This window comes from Marinomonas sp. 15G6-16, from assembly GCF_055809555.1.
In genome coordinates this window covers 1,801,573-1,819,616 of record NZ_CM147916.1, presented here as the reverse complement: position 1 = coordinate 1,819,616, position 18,044 = coordinate 1,801,573, and the positions used below count along the sequence as shown (strand labels likewise).

Below are 18,044 nucleotides of genomic sequence, written 5' to 3'. Positions count from 1 at the left end.
CAGTTAGCATATAAAGGCATGACGCTCGCTATCTATTTTTCAGGGATTCTCATCGGTTAATGAAAATGTTCCAAAGACTATTTTTCAGCTTACTCTTTTTTTGTGTTCCTCTGTCTTATGCGCATGAAGACCCTCTGTCTGCGTATTTTGTCGATCTTTGGACTTCTCACGATGGATTACCTCACAACAGCATCAGCGCCATAGCTCAAACAGAAGATGGCTACCTTTGGTTCGCAACATGGGAAGGTGTCGCTCGTTATAATGGCCGAAGCTTTACCTTGTTTGATCGCAATGAACAAACACACATGCAAGACTCAGGAAGCAAAACATTAGTCGCTGATGAGAATAATCAGCTTTGGGTTGGTGGTGCCCGTGGCAGCTTAGTGACACGACAAGGGAAAGTTTGGCGGTCAAATGCGAGTGTGCCCGGTTTAATCAACCATGTACTTATCGACAATAATAAGAACGTATGGATTGCCATTGAAAGCTTAGGCGTGATCTTTCGCCCCTTTATCCAAGAAGGCCAATATGGCGAAGATAAATGGCTAATCAAGGACACTAGCGCTTATCGCTTGGCAAAAAACAGCCATGGCGTTTACGCTGGCACAGCAAACGGGCTCTATCAGTTAACCCCCACTTCTGCAGATAAAATCGATACCGATCACTTCAACCGCGCAACTTACATATCGACTGGCAATAATGGTGACATCCTAATAGGTGCAGAGAATGGAGCATGGCGTTGGGATGGTGAGTCTGTTCACTCTTTCACAAGCGAGCTCAATAACCAAAAAATCACTATGGTTGAACAAGACCACAATGGTTCCTATTGGTTTGGCACCATCAACAAAGGTGTCGCTCGTTTAAGCGACGACGAGCTAGAATTTATTAGTGTAGAGGATGGCTTGCCACACAACCGTGTCCTCTCTTGGTTCGAAGACATAGAACACAGTATTTGGATCGGAACCAATGGCGGAGTTATTCGGTTAAGAAAATCACTTTTCAATACAACTAGCCGTGTATCAGGGCTCGTTGGCAATTACGCTAGAACGCTACTCGAAACAAGTGACAATCATTTGTTGGTTGGGACCAACAGCGGTTTAACCGTAATGAAAGATGGTCATGTTGATCTCACAATACCGCCTTCTGAAGGTTTATCTACCTTAAGCCTAGCGAAGAAAAAAGGCGGCGGAGCTTGGGTTGGAACCTATCAAAAAGGTCTTCTTAGCTGGAAAAATGGCGTCTTACAAACAGAACTAGACGATAAGTCTGGTCTTCCGACCAATCAAGTCAGAGCCATTTTAGAAGACAGCAATGATAACCTTTGGGTTGGGACCACTTTAGGTGTCGTTAAAAAGTCGCCAGATGGCCAATTAGAACATATCACCAAGCTTACTCACGGCTTATACGATGATTATGTAATGGCATTAGCAGAAGATGAGCTAGGCCAAATATGGGTTGGTACGGGTTTGGGAGCGGGCTACTGGAAAGACAATCAGTTCCATCCTCTGGATTTAAGCTCACAGGAAGGCGCCCAGTATGTGTTTGGATTCTATCTCGAATCTGGTTATGTCTGGCTTGCCACAGACCGTGGCATTGTTCGATATAGACAATCCGATAAGAGTTTAGCCCTCATCGGAAGACCTCAAGGCTTATTAATTGATAAGTTTTTTCAGATAGTAAAAGATAATGAAGAACACTTTTGGCTCTCCAGTAACCGTGGTATTTGGAAGATAAATTACCCTGATGCTCATGCTGTCGCAGACGGACGTCAAACAAGCATTAACTTTGAACATTATGATGAAAATGACGGTATGTCGAGCAGCCAAGCAAATGGCGGTTCAAATCCAGCTGCAATAAAAACCAAAGATGGCCGAGTACACTTTGCCACCGCAGATGGAGTGGCTTCTATTCAGCCCAACAGCTTAATCCAACAAGCAAATACGCCCTTACCTTTAATACTCGAATCGGTGAGTTTCGACTTACGTGACATCAATCCAGAAGACGTCGTTATTGCCCCTGCAGGCACAAACCGAGTTTCCATTGCATATGTAGGCTTGAGCTACATTATGTCTCAGCGCTTACAATACCGTACCAAACTAGAAGGTTTTGATGACGAATGGGTATATCGCGGCAACAAAGCTACTGCAGACTACACCAACCTTCCTCCTGGTCACTATCAGTTTTACGTCAGTGTTCGCTACCCATACGGAGAATGGAACAAGAGCGTTCTCTTGTATGAATTCACGCTAGAGCCTTTACTCTGGCAACGCAAAGACATTATAGGCATCACCTTTTTATCCATCATCTTACTCATCGCATCTATCGTTATTTGGCGAGTGAATATTCTTAAAAAGAGTGAGCTAAGACTAAAAGAGCAAGTGGAGGAGCAAACCCAAACTCTGCGTTTACAATCCAAGATGTTTGAAGCGCTCTCCCAAGAAGATGCTTTAACAGGATTAGCGAATCGCCGAGCCTTCGATGCGAATTTAAAAAGGCTTTACGAGACAGCCAAAGCAGACAAACAAGCCCTGTATTTGGCGATTTTAGACATAGACTACTTCAAGAATATTAATGACCAATACTCTCACTTAGTGGGTGATAAGGCGCTGATTTGCTTTGCGAATATTCTAAATGAACTGGCGACCAGTAAAGATCATGTGGCTCGCTGGGGAGGAGAAGAGTTCACCATGCTTTACTTGGGCGATAATCCAAAACAGTTCTTCGATAATGTTCATCAACGCATTGAACAAAATAACTATGATCACATCGAAAAAGGCATCAAGATTACCGCGAGTATTGGTGTGGCTGGCGGCACCCAACTAGACGATTACGAAACTACTTTAAAACAAGCAGATAACGCCTTGTTGAATGCCAAACATAATGGCCGAAATAGAGTCGAGTTTTATCAAGACCCTGCATCATAACCCAGTTGACTCAACAAGCTCTGTCGAGCGTGAGCGACTCGCGCTTGGCGCAGAGCACTCGGCAACCAGAGCAAGTAATATTGAATCTCGCGTGTGCCAATAGGCGAAGGTAATTCGACTAACTCGCCTTTGGAAATCTGCTCTCGACAGAGAAATTCAGGCATCACAGACCAACCAAAACCTTTTACTAATAACTTTCGTTGAGAGCGTAAATCTTGACTGACCATAGCAGGCACAAGTCCTTCGACACTGATGCGGTTTTTCACCAGCCAATGGTCGATCAAAGACAGCTCTAAGTTATAAGCCAACAAAGGCTCCGAGCGAATCGCCTCATCATACTTCTCAGCAGCAAGTAACCTTTCCGCCACACTTGGAGAAGCAACCGGCAACACTTTATTGGTAAAAATAACTTCGCTTTTTAAACGAGTATCGAACACAGGCTGAGCTGACACGCCTAAATCGCAATGGCCTTCTAGAAGCAAACTGGTAATCAAATCGTTATTGCCTGTATGCAAGCGCACTTTTATTCCGGATTCCAACAAGGGCAAAAGCTGCTCGCTCAAGATTTCCTCTAGAAATCCGCCATATCCAACAATTTGCAGCACGCCTTCTATGTCCATTGAACGCGCTCTGGCTGACGATAACGCTGCCTCGGCGACATCCAGTTTGTCGCCTATGTCTGCCGCCAATTCATCTGCAGCGGAAGTTGGCTTCACGCCACTTGGGGAACGCTCAAAAAGCGGACGACCGATAACGACTTCAAGCCCTGATATATGCTGGGATACAGCCGGTTGAGTTAGGTTCAAAGAGCGTGCCGCGCTGCTAATGGAACGCTGGCGATACACCTCGATAAAAGTGCGCATTCTGGATAAAGACATAAGAGGCCATAAATTTATTTATACCCTATAGAAAATACCATTGTTACCTATTGATGGCCAACCTCCCTTAAGATCCTTTCTCCATACTCGCCCGACGATTTTACCCGCGAGCCAACGAACACAAAGACGCTAAACCAGAGATTATGAAACGAGATATTTACGCCCTCTTCACGACCATTGTTCTAATTTTTGCTATCGCATTCAGTGCTTTTTTAATCATTAGTGACAACGCTATTCCCTTCACGACTCAAGCGACGGTAAAAACCTCTGCCATTGAAGTGGTTCCAGAAGTACAAGGTTACATCAGTGACATCATGGTGACCGAAGGCCAAAACGTCACTCTTGGTACGCCTTTATTAAGAGTCGATCCGACCGACTACAAGATTGCCCAGAAGAAAGCGCAAGCCAGTGTGATGCAAGCTGAAAGCCAATGGCAGCAGACACAAAGCCACCTCAGTCGCGTAAAGTCTTTGTATCAATCCAAATCCGTTAGCAAAGAGTCTTTAGATGAAGCCGAAGCGGCAGACCAAAGCGCGAAAGCCGCTTTACTATCCGCTCAATCCGACGCCGAAACAGCACAACGAAACTTAGATCACACTTTAGTTGTCGCCAAACAATCCGGTGTAGTGACAAACCTCGCTTATCGAGTGGGCATGCGCATCAGCACTAGCTCTCCTGTTTTGCATCTTATCGATGAGGACAACCTATGGCTTGATGCCGACTTTACAGAAAAAGGCTTGCCAGCGTTAAGAGAGAATAAAGCCGTAAACGTGGTGTTTGATGCACAACCCAATGAAGTCTATTCCGGCCATATTTTTGCCATCGACTCCGCAATCTTGTCTGGCGTTGCAGATTCAAGCCAACTCGCACAAGTCACAGATGAAAGCCGCTGGATTCGTGCCCAGCAAAAAGCCCGTGTGCGCATTCAACTTGATGAAGCTCCTGAACACATCATCGCAGGCAGCCGAGCCAGTGTCATGATGGATGACAAAGGTCATGTCTCTGACATTTGGATGACGATCTTGAGCTGGATGAGATACCTTTACTAATGTACGAGATCATACGTAAAACCCTTATTGTCGTGATCTGCCTTATGTTGAGTAAGGTACTTCACATGACAGTTAGTGTGTATATGGTGCTGTTTGCCATCGTGCTGGCAAACTTCAGCTTCTCAAAACACATAGTAGATTTGCTCAAACCTTTGCTGCCGTCGTTGTTTATTACTTTTGTCGCCGTCATTGTGAATCAGCTGTTTGCAGGTCACCCTTTTATCATTTGGACCTGCTGCATCGTGTTTTTCGATTCGGTACGCCGTCGAGCAAACAATAATATTCGTATCACAATGGCGACCCTGCCTTTGTTTATGATTATCTTCATCACCACATACCAAAACAGCACAACATACAATTCCGCGATTGTTGGCTTTTTCTGGGACATGATGATCAGTGCTGGCGTGGCGGTTTTGGTGACCAGTTTTATAAACCATGTCATGCCGGTCAAAGCCAAACCTGTCATGCCAACAGTGGTATTCCAAGAAGTCACTGGCATAGATAGATTGAAGCTGCTGATCTTGGTCGGTGGTGGGTTAGCCTTCATCATGATCAACGAAGTCACCAGCGCGGTGTTTTGTCTCGTGCCATTGGTGACCTCTGCGATGCAGCCTTCTCACGACCAAATGAAGAGCCATTCTAGGGAAAAAATGCTGACACAAATCGGTGGCTGTAGCTTGGCTGTCTTGATGTCTTTGTTTTATTCAGGAACAGAGATAAATATCTTCTCTTACTTCATCATCTCTTCATTGCTGATTTTCCTGATGATCTTTTGGACACATCATTCGGCCGTAGAAGACCGAGCCATTCATGCCGACGCTCTGATGGGATTTTTGATTCCCTACCAACTCTATATCGCACAATACGGCAACAACTTCGGCCTAAACTCGATCTCTTTACGAGCGGTTGAGCTATTTATTGCTCTGGCTGTGATTTACATGATTGGGCATTGGTTAGATGCGCTATCAAAGCCCAAACTAAAAGAGGAAGCTATTAAGTAAAAGTATTCCACAGCAAAAGAGGCTAAAAACGACCTAAATGTAGCGAAAACATTGAAATTAGGCTACCTTTAGCCCTTTGTACTGGAAGACAATTTAAAATGGCTTTTTGCTTTTATTCTCTACGACAAGTATGTCTTATTCTTTGTTTATTGATGGTTTCCTGCCTCGCTATCGCAGAGGTTCCTACTGTTACCATTTCCTCACCTGATTTCACGCTCGAAGAATACCAAATGGGGTATTTTGTCGACCAATCCGAAGAAATGACACTGCAAGAAGTTCAGCAACAGGAATTCTCTCTTTCTCCAAACACCGTTTCTTTGGGCACATCCGCAAAAACAACTTGGGCGAAAATAGCGCTTTATAATGACTCAAATGACGCGATTCCAGTCTTCCTACATCACCCTTACGCTTACCACAACAAATCCATTGCGTTACATCAGATTGTAGAAGGCAAACTGATCCGCTCCCAAAGCATGGACATGGATGATAAAGACAGTTTAATTTGGATGTTCAAAGGCAGCGCAGCCTACGACATTTCACTCTTACCACAGCAACACACCACACTTTATGTAAAAAGCGTTTCCTTTTCCCATCAATGGTTTGCCTTGAATTTGTATGGTGAAGAGCAATCTCGACGCGTTCTCTTAGGGCAATTTACAGAGATCGCTATTCTGATTGGAATGCTCTTGGCGCTGGTCGTTTATAACCTAAGTTTGTTTGCTTTCTCAGCGCAAAGAGAACATTTGTTTTACGCTTTATATTTGATCAGTGGTGGCTTCTGGGCCGCCTTATCTTACGGCTTACTTGCGGATCTATTTGAAGTGTATGGAAGCATCACGGTTAACTGGCATATCTCGTTAGGTGCCATGCCCGTGTTCTTACTTTTATTCATGATGGAAATTTTTGAAACCAAGAAAAAGTACCCGATAGAACACAAAGCGCTGGCGATTACCGCTACCTTAATCACCCTCAACTTTATGTATGGTGCGGTCGATATCATCACTTCGCTGAAGCATTCAAATATGCTGGCGGCCATCATGATGATAGTCAGCCTCGCGGTTTCTGTTTCTATGATCATACGCCGCCATCCTATTGCCCCGTTCTTCTTATTAGGGCACAGCTTATTTCTTATCTTTAGCGTAAAAGCCCTACTCTTCTATAGTGGCCGCGCTGACTTTACCTATATAAATAGTCACGGCGTTGGCATCGGCATTCTCTTAGAAGGTTTGGTGTTGGCTTTTATCATTGCGTATCGCATTCGCAAATTAGAAGCGATAAAAGCCTCTCAAGAGCAATTAAAAATCCAAGCAACGACGGATTCTATGACTCAGCTTTTCAACCGAGGTTACTTTAACCAACAAGTTAGAAGTATGATTAGCAAAACAAAAAGCTTAAAAACGAGCAGCTATGTCGCCATTATAGATATCGACTTTTTCAAGAACATTAACGACACCTATGGCCACGCCTTTGGTGATAAAGCCATCATTGCCACAGCAAATGTATTAAAAGAAACCAGCCGAAAAAACGACATTGTTGCCCGTTATGGTGGTGAGGAATTTGTCATCTTCATGCCTAATACCACACAGAGTCAGGCTCTCGAATTAAGCCAAAATATACACGAGGCCTTAAAAACTCCGTTCTCCACAGAAGAGCATAAAGCACTCAACCTAACGGTTAGTATTGGTCTGTGCGAAATAAATACTCAAGAGTCAGACTTAGATACCTGTTTAAACAACGCAGATAAAGCCTTGTACGTGGCGAAGAAGCAGGGGAAAGATCAAACGAAGGTTTACTCTGAAGAAATGCAGGAATAAAAACGGGGCGATAAGCCCCGTTTTACTGATAACTTAGTACTTACCTAATTCCAGTACAGTTTGCTCAAGGACTTTGCTGCCGTCCATTGCTTTAATCGTCACGTAATACGCATGATCTTTACCGCCAGAGCAAGGTGGCATATAAGCACCCGCTTTATCCCAACCTGGACCACGGTGTTCTGCAATCATTTTGAAAGGCGCTGGCAAAGCGTATGTGTGACCTAAAACAGAAGGGATTTCTACTTCCGATACATAAGACGCTAACGTGTAGCTGATCTGCCCATGACCACCATTATTCATATTTTGAGAGTCACGGTCGCTGTATTCCATAACAATAACGTCTGTGCCTTTTGGCAACTTGCTAAGCGTTAAAGCTGGCGTCGCAGGACTCATCCCACCAAATTTTTGACATTGCTCAGCAGCTGGTACAGTTGAGCCGTCCCAAAATGCATCCGTTAACTTAGCATCAAACGCCAATGCGCCAGTGCTGATCGCCGACAAACCAAGTGATATAGCTAATACTTTAAGTTTCATAACTGTGATCCCTTTTGTTCCATTTAAATGACATTATTGACTTAATAAAGAAGCTGTTACGTTAGATGACAGAAAAAGTATCACTCTATGATGACAAAAAAGAAATAGTAAAAACTCAAAGTGAACTACTTTTTACATATTCGTCTGCTAACCAAAACAACCATCACTTAATTTATTCTTCAGGTACTACGGCAAAATTAAGCGTCTGGCTGACAAGATGGGTGAGCATTTTTGAATGCTGGCAGCGCTTCTAAGGCTTCGTAAATTCGGACAACAGTTGGGTATGCGCTTAAGTCCGTTTTAAAGCGAATCGCATTAAACACCTGTGGTACCAAACATAAGTCTGCCAAGGATGGCGTGTTCCCATAACAAAAGTCGCCTGCTTTTACAGACCCAGAAAGCTGAGTCTCTAATGCTCGAAAACCTTCATGAATCCAATGTTGATACCATGCAATTTTTTGCTCCTCCGTCAGACCAAATTCACCAACAAGGTACTTAAGTATTCGCAAATTGTTTACTGGATGGATATCGCACGCAATGACTTGAGCAAGACTGCGAACATGGGCTTTTTCAATAATATTATCTGGCAATAATCTGTGAGTATTTGGGTAAGCCTCATCCAAATACTCACAGACAGCAAGAGATTGATTAAAGAGCATTCCTTGATCTTCAAACGCAGGAACAAGACCTTGTGGGTTACGAGCCAAATGCGCCTCACCTTGTTGCTCATTTTTCAGCAAGTTAACGGGGAGCTGACTGTAAGCTAACCCTTTAAGATTTAATGCTATTCTCACTCTGTAAGCTGCCGATGAACGACAGTAATCATAAAGAATCATCCGCTTAACTCCGGCTAAAATATGTATTCAAGAATGGTAAGACGCAACAAGTCGCCAAATGACATGTTGTGGTGTTTAATTTTCTTCGTGCAACCACGCTGCATGCTTTGGTGCTTTCTTGGTTTTCGACCATTCTTCCAACATAAGAGGCGCGACGTCTGCTAGTTGCTTCATTTGCTCTGGTGTACCTGAACGATAGGTTAATTCCAAACGGTGCCCATTTGGGTCAAAGAAGTAGATTGAGTGAATGATGCCATGATTGGTCACACCAAGAACATCAAGCCCTTTGGCTTCTAATTCTTCTTTCGCAGCAATAAGAGCTTCACGATCAGCCACTTCAAAAGCGATATGTTGAACCCATTCAGGCGTATTCTCATCACGGCCCATTTTGGGTGAGTTAGGCAATTCAAAAAAAGCAAGAATGTTGCCTTGCCCTGCATCTAAGAAAAGGTGCATATAAGGATCAGGCGCTTTTGTAGAAGGAACACGGTCTTCAGCAATGGCCACCAAAAAGTCCATATTCAAGTATTCTTGATAGAACTCCACAGTTTCTTTCGCGTCATGGCAGCGGTAGGCAACATGGTGAATCTGCTTAATATTTATCATGATTATATTCTCTTAATTTCAGTCATTTTATTTTTGTAATTGAATCATGACAGCCAAAACGCTGATCATGACACTTCATTTCGAGTCAAAACGCTCATCTGTCGATAAACGCTTCTTACAACAAATTAACCTTTAGCGGGCAAAACGGTTGCAACGACTTCACCAAAACCAATCGCTTTAGCGCCTTCTTTTTCACAACGGCCTCGCATAATGACGGAGTCACCATCTTGTAAGAATGTTCTCGTTTCTCCGTTTTTCAGCTCTAGGGGCTGTTTTCCACCCATAGAAAGTTCAAGCAGTGAGCCTGCTTCTTCATGGTTCGGCCCAGACTGTGTGCCACTACCGAGGAAGTCTCCCGGCTGTAAGTTACAACCATTGACAGTGTGATGAGCGAGCATTTGCCCAACCGTCCAATAGGAATAAATAAAGCTAGATTCAGACAATTTCACGGCAGGAGTATTTTCAGATCGCATTTTTTCTGACTTAAGCAACACTTCTAGCTGAATATCGTATGCACCTTTCGCACGGTTTTGTTCTGAGTCCAAATAAGGGAGTGGCTGAGGGTCTTCACTGTCTCGCGTCCACTCGGCTCTAAATGGTGCTAGAGCTTCGGTTGTGATAATCCATGGAGAAACAGAGGAAGCAAAACTCTTCGAAAGAAATGGTCCCAAAGGCTGGTATTCCCAGGCTTGAATATCACGGGCTGACCAATCATTAAAAAGGCATAACCCAAAAACATGCTCATCCACATTATCAATGGAAATAGGTTCGCCCATGTCATTACCAGAACCGATGTAAATACCTACTTCCAGTTCGTAATCTAAACGTTTACAAGGTGCGAGAATGGGCTCTAACGCATCCGGAGCTTTGATTTGCCCCATTGGGCGGTGGAAATTCTGCCCCGACACACCAATAGACGAGGCCCGACCGTGGTAGCCAATAGGAACCCATTTATAGTTAGGCAATAATGGATTATCCGGGCGAAATAAAGAGCCAACTGTTGTGGCATGATGAATCGAAGTGTAAAAGTCCGTGTAATCACCGATTTTACAAGGCACGGTGAACTCTACATCGGCCTGTGGAATAAGGCAGTTTTCGAGGATATTCTGAGCTTCAGCACCCTCACGTAACGCTTTCGATAGAGCAAGACGTAAAGCCGACCAAGCTTCTGTCCCCATTTCCATAAACTCATTTAATGTTGCCTGAGAGCAGGCTTTTGCCGCACGCTCTGCCAAGCCAGAAAAGACACCGCTTGTCAGTGCTGCTGATAGGTCAACGACTTGGTCGCCAATGGCGACGCCACCACGGAAGGCTTCGTCACTCTCTCGTCGACGAAATACCGCAAAAGGTAAATTTTGGATTGGGAAATCACAGGCATCTTCGTTGGCGCTGAGCACCCAACTCGTAAGACTAGGATCGTGCGTTTCGTTAAGTTGAGTCATAATTATTTTTCCTTTACGTAACGGTTACGTTCTAACAATGGAAAAGATTCTATAGCTCAAAATACGAATACGTTTTTATCATTTCACTTGGTGAAACTTTCAGTTATCTTATGAATTAAAGCTGAAAAGTACGTTGAGAAAACTCAATGGCTCCTAATAAAAATAAATAAAGGGACATAGCATGGTGAAGTCAATCGAAGCTCTAGCAAGAGGCATTCAAGTTCTAGACAAGCTTAGAGACAAGTCTCCGATGTCATTGGCTAATCTTCATCACGAAACGGGCATTAGCAAAGCCACTCTTTTACGTATACTCAAAACTCTTCAAGAAGCAGGCTGGGTCTATCGGTCTTTAGGCGATTCACAATATCGCTTGTCTTACTCACTACAACAAGTCAAAGAAATACAAAAGCCTTCTGTCGCGTTAGCCGAACTGGCCTCCCCTATTATTAAAGACCTGCAACGCGATCTCCAATGGCCCTCAGATATTGCCGTACGAGACAATTTAACCATGCGAGTCGTTGAATCTAGCCGCCCACAAGCCACTTTTATTCTTAATAGAGAGCAAATAGGCATTAAGCCTGCGATGCTTTTCTCGGCCTTGGGACGCGCTTACTTGGCATTTTGTTCGAAAGCAGAGCAAGACGAAATTATCAAAGGAATCAAAGCCGCTGGAGGCAAAGAAGGCCGCCTCGCCCATGATGTTGTTTGGCTTGAGCAACTTTTGAAAAAAACCAAAGCGCAAGGTTTTGGGGAACGGGAAGCCAATTACTGGGGCATAGGCTCAACAGATGGTCGCCGCGTAGAAGCGATTGCCGTACCTATTATTCACCAAGAAAAAGTCGTTGCTTCTTTAACGGTTGCTTGGCCAGAAGGAAATGTTGAAGCGTCAAAAATACGCTCCCTTTTTCTGCCTCGCTTACAGCTGGCAGCCAAACAGATATCAGATCGTTTGCCGTCATAAAGCTTTTCCAACAACTCTATTTCACCTAGTGAAACCCCATAATTTATTTATCTAAATTACCCATACCATGACCACTAATAGCTTATTACTGATCAATCTAAGTCATTGGATTTCATCAGCAGCATTGTTTCTTGTGTTCTGAAGACAAGAAAACTCATTAAAATAATAAGAGGCTGAAACATCATGGCTGAAAAACCGAACATTCTATTTATCATGGCAGATCAATTACGAGCCGATTATCTTGGCTGTAATGGACACCCAAGTATTAAAACGCCCACTATTGATGCTTTGGCAAAAGAAAGCGTCAACTTTAAACGGGCCTACACCCAAGCTCCCGTTTGCGGCCCTTCTCGTATGTCATTTTACACCGGCCGTTACGCACTATCCCATGGCGCAACCTACAACAATGTGCCATTAAAAATTTCAGAAAAAACAATTGGCGATTACTTACGCCCTCATGGCTATCGTGTTGGACTGGTTGGCAAAACTCACATGCGAAAAGATGTCGAAGGCATGGAGCGTCTTGGCGTTGACCCTGATTCCTCTAGAGGCGTGTTGGTCAGTGAATGTGGCTTTGAGCCTTATGAAAGAGATGATGGATTACACCCTGATCAAAGTGTCTCCCCTGACCTTGGATATAATAATTTCCTCCGGAAACTCGGTTATGAAGGACACAATCCATGGCACGAATACGCTAATTCAGGCGAAGATGAGCAGGGTGAAATACAAAGTGGCTGGTACATGCGCAATGCTCATTTGTCCGCTAGGGTGAAAGAAGAGCATTCTGAAACGGCTTTCACAACGAATAGAGCCATGGACTTTATTCAAGAATCAAAAGGCGCTCCTTGGTGCTTACACCTGAGCTACATTAAACCGCACTGGCCTTACATCGCGCCTGCCCCTTATAACAGTATGTACAGTATCAACGACATGCTACCGCGCAATGCGACTGAGGCCGAAAAAGAAAACGTCCACCCTGTTATTGACGCTTTTATGGGTCATAAAGAGTCCATCGCTTTTTCTCGGGATGAAGTCCGCGAACGCGTCGTGCCAACCTATATGGGCTTGATTACTCAGCTAGACACGCATTTAAAGCGCCTTATTGAGTTTCTGAAAAGCACAGGAGAATACGATAACACTGTTATCGTCCTGACATCTGATCATGGAGATTACCTTGGTGATCACTGGCTTGGTGAAAAAGATTTGTTTCATGAAGCCAGCTCTCATATTCCCATGATTATTCATGACCCTCGCCCAAGCGCCGATATCACAAGAGGTTTAGAAGATAACCGATTGGTAGAAGCCATAGATCTGCTGCCTACTTTTCTTGACCTAATTGATGCAAACTCAAGCAACCATACACTAGAAGGACGATCTCTTCTCCCAATCCTACGTGGAGATAATCCCGACGCTGATAATTGGCGCCAATACGCCTTTAGTGAAGCAGATTTTGCATGGCGACAAGCACGACTAACACTGGACATGGCACCTGATCAAACTCGTGCTGTCATGGTTGCAAGTCAACGTTGGAAGTATGTGCATTATGAACATTTCAAACCACAACTGTTTGATTTGCTAAACGACCCATTAGAACAAACAGATTTAGGTACAGATCAGGCGTACGAGACCATCCGGCAGGAAATGCAAACAGCACTCCACGAATGGTTTAGGCAGCGAAAAAACCGCACGACTGTCAGTAATGAGTTTGTGGCAAGCGTCACCAATAGCGCCCATAAAAAAGGCTATTTGTTTGGCTATTGGTAAACACGACTTCACACTCAGTTTGGTTATTAAGCATTTGCATAATAAATATAAAAGGCAAAGGTTATGAATTCATCAACATCGTCTCAAACTAAAATAACCCTCGGGCAATATATCATCGCCCCATTATTTCTATTGATGGTTGGTTCCGTTATTTATACTGCTGGCTGGGGTATTTATGACGACACTCTCGTTCGCGTGGGCACTTTTTGTCTTTCCGTGATCATCCTCATTGCGGCAAAACTCATTAAAAACAAAAGTTCATTGATAAGTAAATTAGTGGATTTATGTCTCGTGGGTCTGATATCAGCGGCAGTTTATCGCTATTACTGGGTGTCTGAAGAACTTGAATCTGGTTTATACGAACTGGAAAATATAGATATTCTGTATGCTGTAGCAGGCTTATTGGTGTTAGCCGAAATGATGAGGCGCGTTGTTGGCTTTCCTCTCGTTCTCGTGTGTTTGACCTCTATCGTTTATGCCTTATATGGAAACTATTTCCCCGATGTAATAGGTCACGCAGGCGTTGATCTCAGTGAGCTTCTTACGACCGTTTGGTATAGTTTTGATGGTGTTTTTGGCCGTCCTCTTGCGGTTGTCACCTCCACCATTCTTATCTTCATTTTGTTTGGTTCTTTGCTCGAAACACTGGGTGTTGGAGATATCTTACTAAAATTCGCTTTTAAAGTGACACGACATTTTGCGGGTGGTGATGCTCATGCCGCCGTTCTGGCAAGTGGTCTGTTTGGTACTATTTCTGGCAGTGCCGTTGCCAATGTTGTGGGGACTGGCGTCATTACTATCCCTATGATTAAAAAGCGTGGATTCTCTGCCAAATTTGCAGGGGCGGTAGAAGCCGCCGCTTCCAGCGGTGGTCAACTAATGCCTCCTATTATGGGCGCTGTTGCCTTCATCATGGCCGACGTTACTGGTATCTCTTATCTCAATATTTGCCTTGCTGCGTTGATTCCTGCGCTTTTCTATTATGGAAGTTTATTTGCTTTCATTTCTACGGAAGCAAAACACTTGGGCATGCGACCTCAGAAAGAAGACACGGTTATTACTTTGACCTTAAAAGATAAGCTTAAGTGCCTTCCTTTTTTGATCCCATTGATACTTATTATTGTCTTAATGGTGCAAGGCAGTAGCCCTGCCATGGCGGGTTTCTGGGCATTGATTAGTGCAACGCTTCTAGGACTTATTATTGAGCCAGACTTGCTTCGCCAGCCTAAGCGCTTATTAGGAATGGTGGTTAATGGTGCAAAATCTTGCGCAACCATTACCATCGCTGTCGCTTCTGTCGGCATTATTATTGCCGTGATGAATAATACAGGATTGGGGTTAAGATTTGCTGAAGCCATTCAAGTCGTAGGAGAAGGTAACCTATTCTTATCTCTTGTTCTTATGGCCATTGGCTGTCTTGTGTTAGGCATGGGAATGCCTACGGTTCCAGCCTACCTAATCATCATTTTGGTTATGGGACCGGCGGTAACTGCTCTTGGTGTGGATACAATCGCTGCGCACTTATTTGTGGTGTATTACGCTGTTTTGTCCTCCGTCACACCGCCTGTTGCATTAGCTGCCTTTGCGGCAGCGCCTATTGCAAAAGCCAACCCACTTGCGCTCAGTGTTACTGCTCTTCGCTTAGCAACAATCGGATTTTTAATTCCGTTTGCTTTTGTATACCAACCCTCTCTATTACTTATTGTTGATAGCTTTAGTATCGTCGGCTTAGTAATAGCATTGCTGACTACTTCCGCTGCCATTGTGTTGATTGCTTCTGGGTTTGCATCGAAAGGGTGGCTGCGCTTGCTGCTTGTCATAATAGGTATCGGGACAATTCTGCCTTTCTGGTGGATTCAAAGTGTGGGCGGAATCACGGCACTTTTTCTTATTATAAAAGCGAGAAAAGAAAAACCTCGTAACTAAAACCAATGATCCAAATAAATATAAAAAAATGGAGAACCTAGATTATGAAACGTTTATTTTCTAAAAAAGTCGGACTCACTCTTACTTGCTTAATCAGTACTGCTGTTTTGTCACTAAATTCTGGCCATGCTGCTGCCAAAGAGACTTTCCGAATGTCCACATTAGGACCAGGAACAAGCCCTTATATGGTGATGACAACCTTTGCCAATACCATCAACAAAAACTTGCCTGAATATTCCATTGTGGTTAACGCAACTGGAGCCGCGACAAAGCACGCACTTGATGTGTCCAAAGGCAAAGCGGACTTTTACATGAGCTCTCCCATACTTCATCAGTTAATGAGCAATCAACTTGCCATGTATAAGAAAATTAAAGGGGTGAAAGAGCTGTCTAAAGACCTTCGCACCATTTTCAATTTTTCGATGGGAGTCTACCACTCTGTGGTCTATGCAGATTCTGGCATTGAAAGCATGCAGGGGATAAAGGGAAAACGTGTGTTTGTCGGTCCTCCAGGTAGTGCCACACGCCGCACGGTGGTACAGATGATAGAAGCTGTGACTGGCTATAAAGCCGATGAAGATTACACAACGGTAAAATTAGGTTGGGATGCCGCAGCCCAGTCCTTTCAAGATGGCAATCTAGATGTGTACTTTAACCCAACCAACGCACCTAGCCCTGCGATTAGCCAAATTGCTCTTACCAAGAAAATTCGTTTTCTAGGTATTCCTAAAGATGACTTGGAAGGTAATGAAGGTGTGGCCGCATTAACTAAAAATCCAGGGTTCCGTATTACTCAACTAAAACAAAACACTTATGGAGAGAATCAAGTCAACTCTGATGATGTGTACACTTTAGCCGTGACGGTTGGTATCAGTACAAATAAAAACATCCCTGAAGAGACTATCTATAACATGACAAAAACCTTCTGGGAGAAAATTACCGCTCAATACGATAGCGCCCCTTGGCTGAGCAACATATCCCTAGACAAAGCCTTACTGGATTTAAATATGCCTTTACACCCTGGTGCAGAGCGCTATTACCGTGAAGTCGGGCTAATAAAATAACCCCTCATCAAACACTACCTTGTTATGCCTTAAACCTCAGTCGGTGACACTTCACCGCTGAGGTTTAAAAGGTAGCCGGATTACGTTTCCTACCTAAAGAAAGCTCAGCAAAAAGCCTACCCAGCTGAGTCAGAGTGCATAGTTCATAACGGCTGATTAAATAGCAGATCAAACAGTGCAACGCCCTCCAGAGCCCACTCCATTAAAATGAATGCCATCCACTAAAAACAAACAATAATCTCCTCCTAAGAACAGAGTATTTTTGTGCTATAGTGGTGGGTCATTAAAAAACATTAAATGGCGGGTTCAAAAAAAGCTCATGGATAAACACAAAGGCAACTTATTCATTTTATCGGCTCCTTCTGGCGCGGGTAAGTCTACCTTGTACAAAGCCTTGCTTAAGCAAGATCAGCAAGTACGCATTTCCATTTCTCACACCACAAGAGCGCCAAGAACAGGTGAAGAAGACGGTCGTGAGTACTTCTTCACAGACCCAGAATCTTTCTTGGACATGATTGCGGAAGACGCCTTTTTTGAACACGCTCAAGTATTCGATAATTACTACGGCACATCAAAAGCATCCATTTTCGATATGTTGGAGCAAGGCTTAGATGTGATTTTAGAAATTGATTGGCAAGGCGCTCGCCAAGTCCGTCAACTTTACCCTGAAGCCATAGGAATTTTCATTCTTCCGCCGTCATTACAAGCCTTAGAAGAACGCTTAAAAGGTCGTGCAACCGACTCAGAAGAAGTGATTCAAAGACGTATGGCAAAGGCCGTTAATGAAATGTCCCATTACAACGAATACGATTTTGTCATCGTCAATGATGATTTAGATGAAGCTCTTTCTCAAATGGGGGCAATTTTTAAGGCTATGCGCTCAAAAACCCCGATTATCGAGCAAAAACATGGCAATCTTATAAATGATCTCTTGTCATTGTAAGAAGCCGTTAAGTAGAATTACCCTTGGAAAAATAGATAACTGAATACAGAGGTCAAAATGGCTCGAGTTACCGTAGAAGATTGTTTAGAAAACGTTGATAACCGCTTTGAATTAGTGATGGTGTCATCAAAACGTGCACGCCAACTAGCAACAGGTGGTGAAGAAGCGAAAGTGCCTTTAGAAGGCGACAAAGTAACGGTTATTGCACTACGTGAAATTGCTGACAACTTGATTAACGCAGAAAACGTTGATCAACAAAAACGCCCTGTTCACGAGTTTTAATTCAATGGTGTCGCTCATAG

General features: G+C 43.7%; 15 protein-coding genes. 10 read left to right on the top strand and 5 right to left on the bottom strand.

What is annotated here, in order from left to right:
- The first annotated feature begins 65 nt into the window (after positions 1-65).
- The gene (locus AC0L46_RS08795; protein WP_473503003.1) at positions 66-2,924 is read left to right on the top strand and encodes a ligand-binding sensor domain-containing protein; all 2,859 of its coding nucleotides are present in this window, start codon (positions 66-68) and stop codon (positions 2,922-2,924) included.
- Here AC0L46_RS08795 and AC0L46_RS08790 read toward each other — a convergent pair.
- A complete protein-coding gene (locus AC0L46_RS08790) occupies positions 2,906-3,802 on the bottom strand; it encodes a LysR family transcriptional regulator (protein WP_473503001.1) in 897 nt (298 codons plus the stop codon). The two genes, AC0L46_RS08795 and AC0L46_RS08790, sit on opposite strands and share 19 nt — an antisense overlap.
- Before the next feature lie 143 nt (positions 3,803-3,945).
- Here AC0L46_RS08790 and AC0L46_RS08785 point away from each other — a divergent pair, with 143 nt between their 5' ends.
- The 3 genes from AC0L46_RS08785 to AC0L46_RS08775 all read left to right on the top strand — a co-directional run bounded on the left by AC0L46_RS08785 (position 3,946) and on the right by AC0L46_RS08775 (position 7,666).
- On the top strand, positions 3,946-4,851 hold the full coding sequence (locus AC0L46_RS08785) for an efflux RND transporter periplasmic adaptor subunit (RefSeq protein ID WP_473502999.1): 906 nt from the start codon (positions 3,946-3,948) through the stop codon (positions 4,849-4,851).
- Between the two features lie 65 nt (positions 4,852-4,916).
- Entirely contained in the window at positions 4,917-5,852 is a 936-nt protein-coding gene (locus tag AC0L46_RS08780; protein ID WP_473502997.1) for a hypothetical protein, read from the top strand.
- Between the two features lie 230 nt (positions 5,853-6,082).
- Complete coding sequence (locus AC0L46_RS08775) at positions 6,083-7,666, top strand: diguanylate cyclase (RefSeq protein WP_473502995.1); 1,584 nt, start codon at positions 6,083-6,085, stop codon at positions 7,664-7,666.
- 33 nt (positions 7,667-7,699) lie between these two features.
- Here AC0L46_RS08775 and AC0L46_RS08770 read toward each other — a convergent pair whose 3' ends face one another.
- The 4 genes from AC0L46_RS08770 to fahA all read right to left on the bottom strand — a co-directional run bounded on the left by AC0L46_RS08770 (position 7,700) and on the right by fahA (position 11,084).
- The gene (locus AC0L46_RS08770) at positions 7,700-8,200 is read right to left on the bottom strand and encodes a YbhB/YbcL family Raf kinase inhibitor-like protein (RefSeq protein ID WP_473502993.1); all 501 of its coding nucleotides are present in this window, start codon (positions 8,198-8,200) and stop codon (positions 7,700-7,702) included.
- 197 nt (positions 8,201-8,397) lie between these two features.
- On the bottom strand, positions 8,398-9,036 hold the full coding sequence (maiA, locus tag AC0L46_RS08765; protein WP_473502991.1) for a maleylacetoacetate isomerase: 639 nt from the start codon (positions 9,034-9,036) through the stop codon (positions 8,398-8,400).
- A 75-nt stretch (positions 9,037-9,111) separates the two neighbouring features.
- The gene (locus AC0L46_RS08760; protein ID WP_473502989.1) at positions 9,112-9,642 is read right to left on the bottom strand and encodes a VOC family protein; all 531 of its coding nucleotides are present in this window, start codon (positions 9,640-9,642) and stop codon (positions 9,112-9,114) included.
- Between the two features lie 125 nt (positions 9,643-9,767).
- Positions 9,768-11,084 carry a fumarylacetoacetase gene (gene fahA / locus AC0L46_RS08755; protein WP_473502987.1) on the bottom strand — a complete coding sequence of 439 codons (1,317 nt, stop codon included), beginning with the start codon at positions 11,082-11,084 and terminating at the stop codon, positions 9,768-9,770.
- A 181-nt stretch (positions 11,085-11,265) separates the two neighbouring features.
- Between fahA and AC0L46_RS08750 the strand changes: the two genes are divergently transcribed.
- The 6 genes from AC0L46_RS08750 (at position 11,266) to rpoZ (ending at position 18,024) form a co-directional block, all read left to right on the top strand.
- Positions 11,266-12,045: an IclR family transcriptional regulator domain-containing protein gene (locus tag AC0L46_RS08750; protein WP_473502985.1), complete on the top strand. Its 780-nt coding sequence runs from the start codon at positions 11,266-11,268 to the stop codon at positions 12,043-12,045.
- 183 nt (positions 12,046-12,228) lie between these two features.
- Complete coding sequence (locus AC0L46_RS08745) at positions 12,229-13,809, top strand: sulfatase-like hydrolase/transferase (protein WP_473502983.1); 1,581 nt, start codon at positions 12,229-12,231, stop codon at positions 13,807-13,809.
- Positions 13,810-13,872: 63 nt separating this feature from the next.
- Positions 13,873-15,735, top strand: coding sequence for a TRAP transporter permease (locus tag AC0L46_RS08740; RefSeq protein ID WP_473502981.1), 1,863 nt, complete (start codon positions 13,873-13,875; stop codon positions 15,733-15,735).
- Between the two features lie 44 nt (positions 15,736-15,779).
- A complete protein-coding gene (locus AC0L46_RS08735; protein WP_473502979.1) occupies positions 15,780-16,799 on the top strand; it encodes a TAXI family TRAP transporter solute-binding subunit in 1,020 nt (339 codons plus the stop codon).
- 319 nt (positions 16,800-17,118) lie between these two features.
- A complete protein-coding gene (gmk, locus tag AC0L46_RS08730; protein WP_414682146.1) occupies positions 17,119-17,742 on the top strand; it encodes a guanylate kinase in 624 nt (207 codons plus the stop codon).
- 57 nt (positions 17,743-17,799) lie between these two features.
- Positions 17,800-18,024: a DNA-directed RNA polymerase subunit omega gene (rpoZ, locus tag AC0L46_RS08725; protein WP_414682145.1), complete on the top strand. Its 225-nt coding sequence runs from the start codon at positions 17,800-17,802 to the stop codon at positions 18,022-18,024.
- Positions 18,025-18,044: the final 20 nt, after the last annotated feature.

Coding starts and splice junctions, on each gene's coding strand:
- AC0L46_RS08795 (WP_473503003.1), top strand. CDS start 66: ATGTTCCAAAGACTATTTTTCAGCTTACTCTTTTTTTGTGTTCCTCTG.
- AC0L46_RS08790 (WP_473503001.1), bottom strand. CDS start 3,802: ATGTCTTTATCCAGAATGCGCACTTTTATCGAGGTGTATCGCCAGCGT.
- AC0L46_RS08785 (WP_473502999.1), top strand. CDS start 3,946: ATGAAACGAGATATTTACGCCCTCTTCACGACCATTGTTCTAATTTTT.
- AC0L46_RS08780 (WP_473502997.1), top strand. CDS start 4,917: ATGACAGTTAGTGTGTATATGGTGCTGTTTGCCATCGTGCTGGCAAAC.
- AC0L46_RS08775 (WP_473502995.1), top strand. CDS start 6,083: ATGGGGTATTTTGTCGACCAATCCGAAGAAATGACACTGCAAGAAGTT.
- AC0L46_RS08770 (WP_473502993.1), bottom strand. CDS start 8,200: ATGAAACTTAAAGTATTAGCTATATCACTTGGTTTGTCGGCGATCAGC.
- maiA (WP_473502991.1), bottom strand. CDS start 9,036: ATGATTCTTTATGATTACTGTCGTTCATCGGCAGCTTACAGAGTGAGA.
- AC0L46_RS08760 (WP_473502989.1), bottom strand. CDS start 9,642: ATGATAAATATTAAGCAGATTCACCATGTTGCCTACCGCTGCCATGAC.
- fahA (WP_473502987.1), bottom strand. CDS start 11,084: ATGACTCAACTTAACGAAACGCACGATCCTAGTCTTACGAGTTGGGTG.
- AC0L46_RS08750 (WP_473502985.1), top strand. CDS start 11,266: ATGGTGAAGTCAATCGAAGCTCTAGCAAGAGGCATTCAAGTTCTAGAC.
- AC0L46_RS08745 (WP_473502983.1), top strand. CDS start 12,229: ATGGCTGAAAAACCGAACATTCTATTTATCATGGCAGATCAATTACGA.
- AC0L46_RS08740 (WP_473502981.1), top strand. CDS start 13,873: ATGAATTCATCAACATCGTCTCAAACTAAAATAACCCTCGGGCAATAT.
- AC0L46_RS08735 (WP_473502979.1), top strand. CDS start 15,780: ATGAAACGTTTATTTTCTAAAAAAGTCGGACTCACTCTTACTTGCTTA.
- gmk (WP_414682146.1), top strand. CDS start 17,119: ATGGATAAACACAAAGGCAACTTATTCATTTTATCGGCTCCTTCTGGC.
- rpoZ (WP_414682145.1), top strand. CDS start 17,800: ATGGCTCGAGTTACCGTAGAAGATTGTTTAGAAAACGTTGATAACCGC.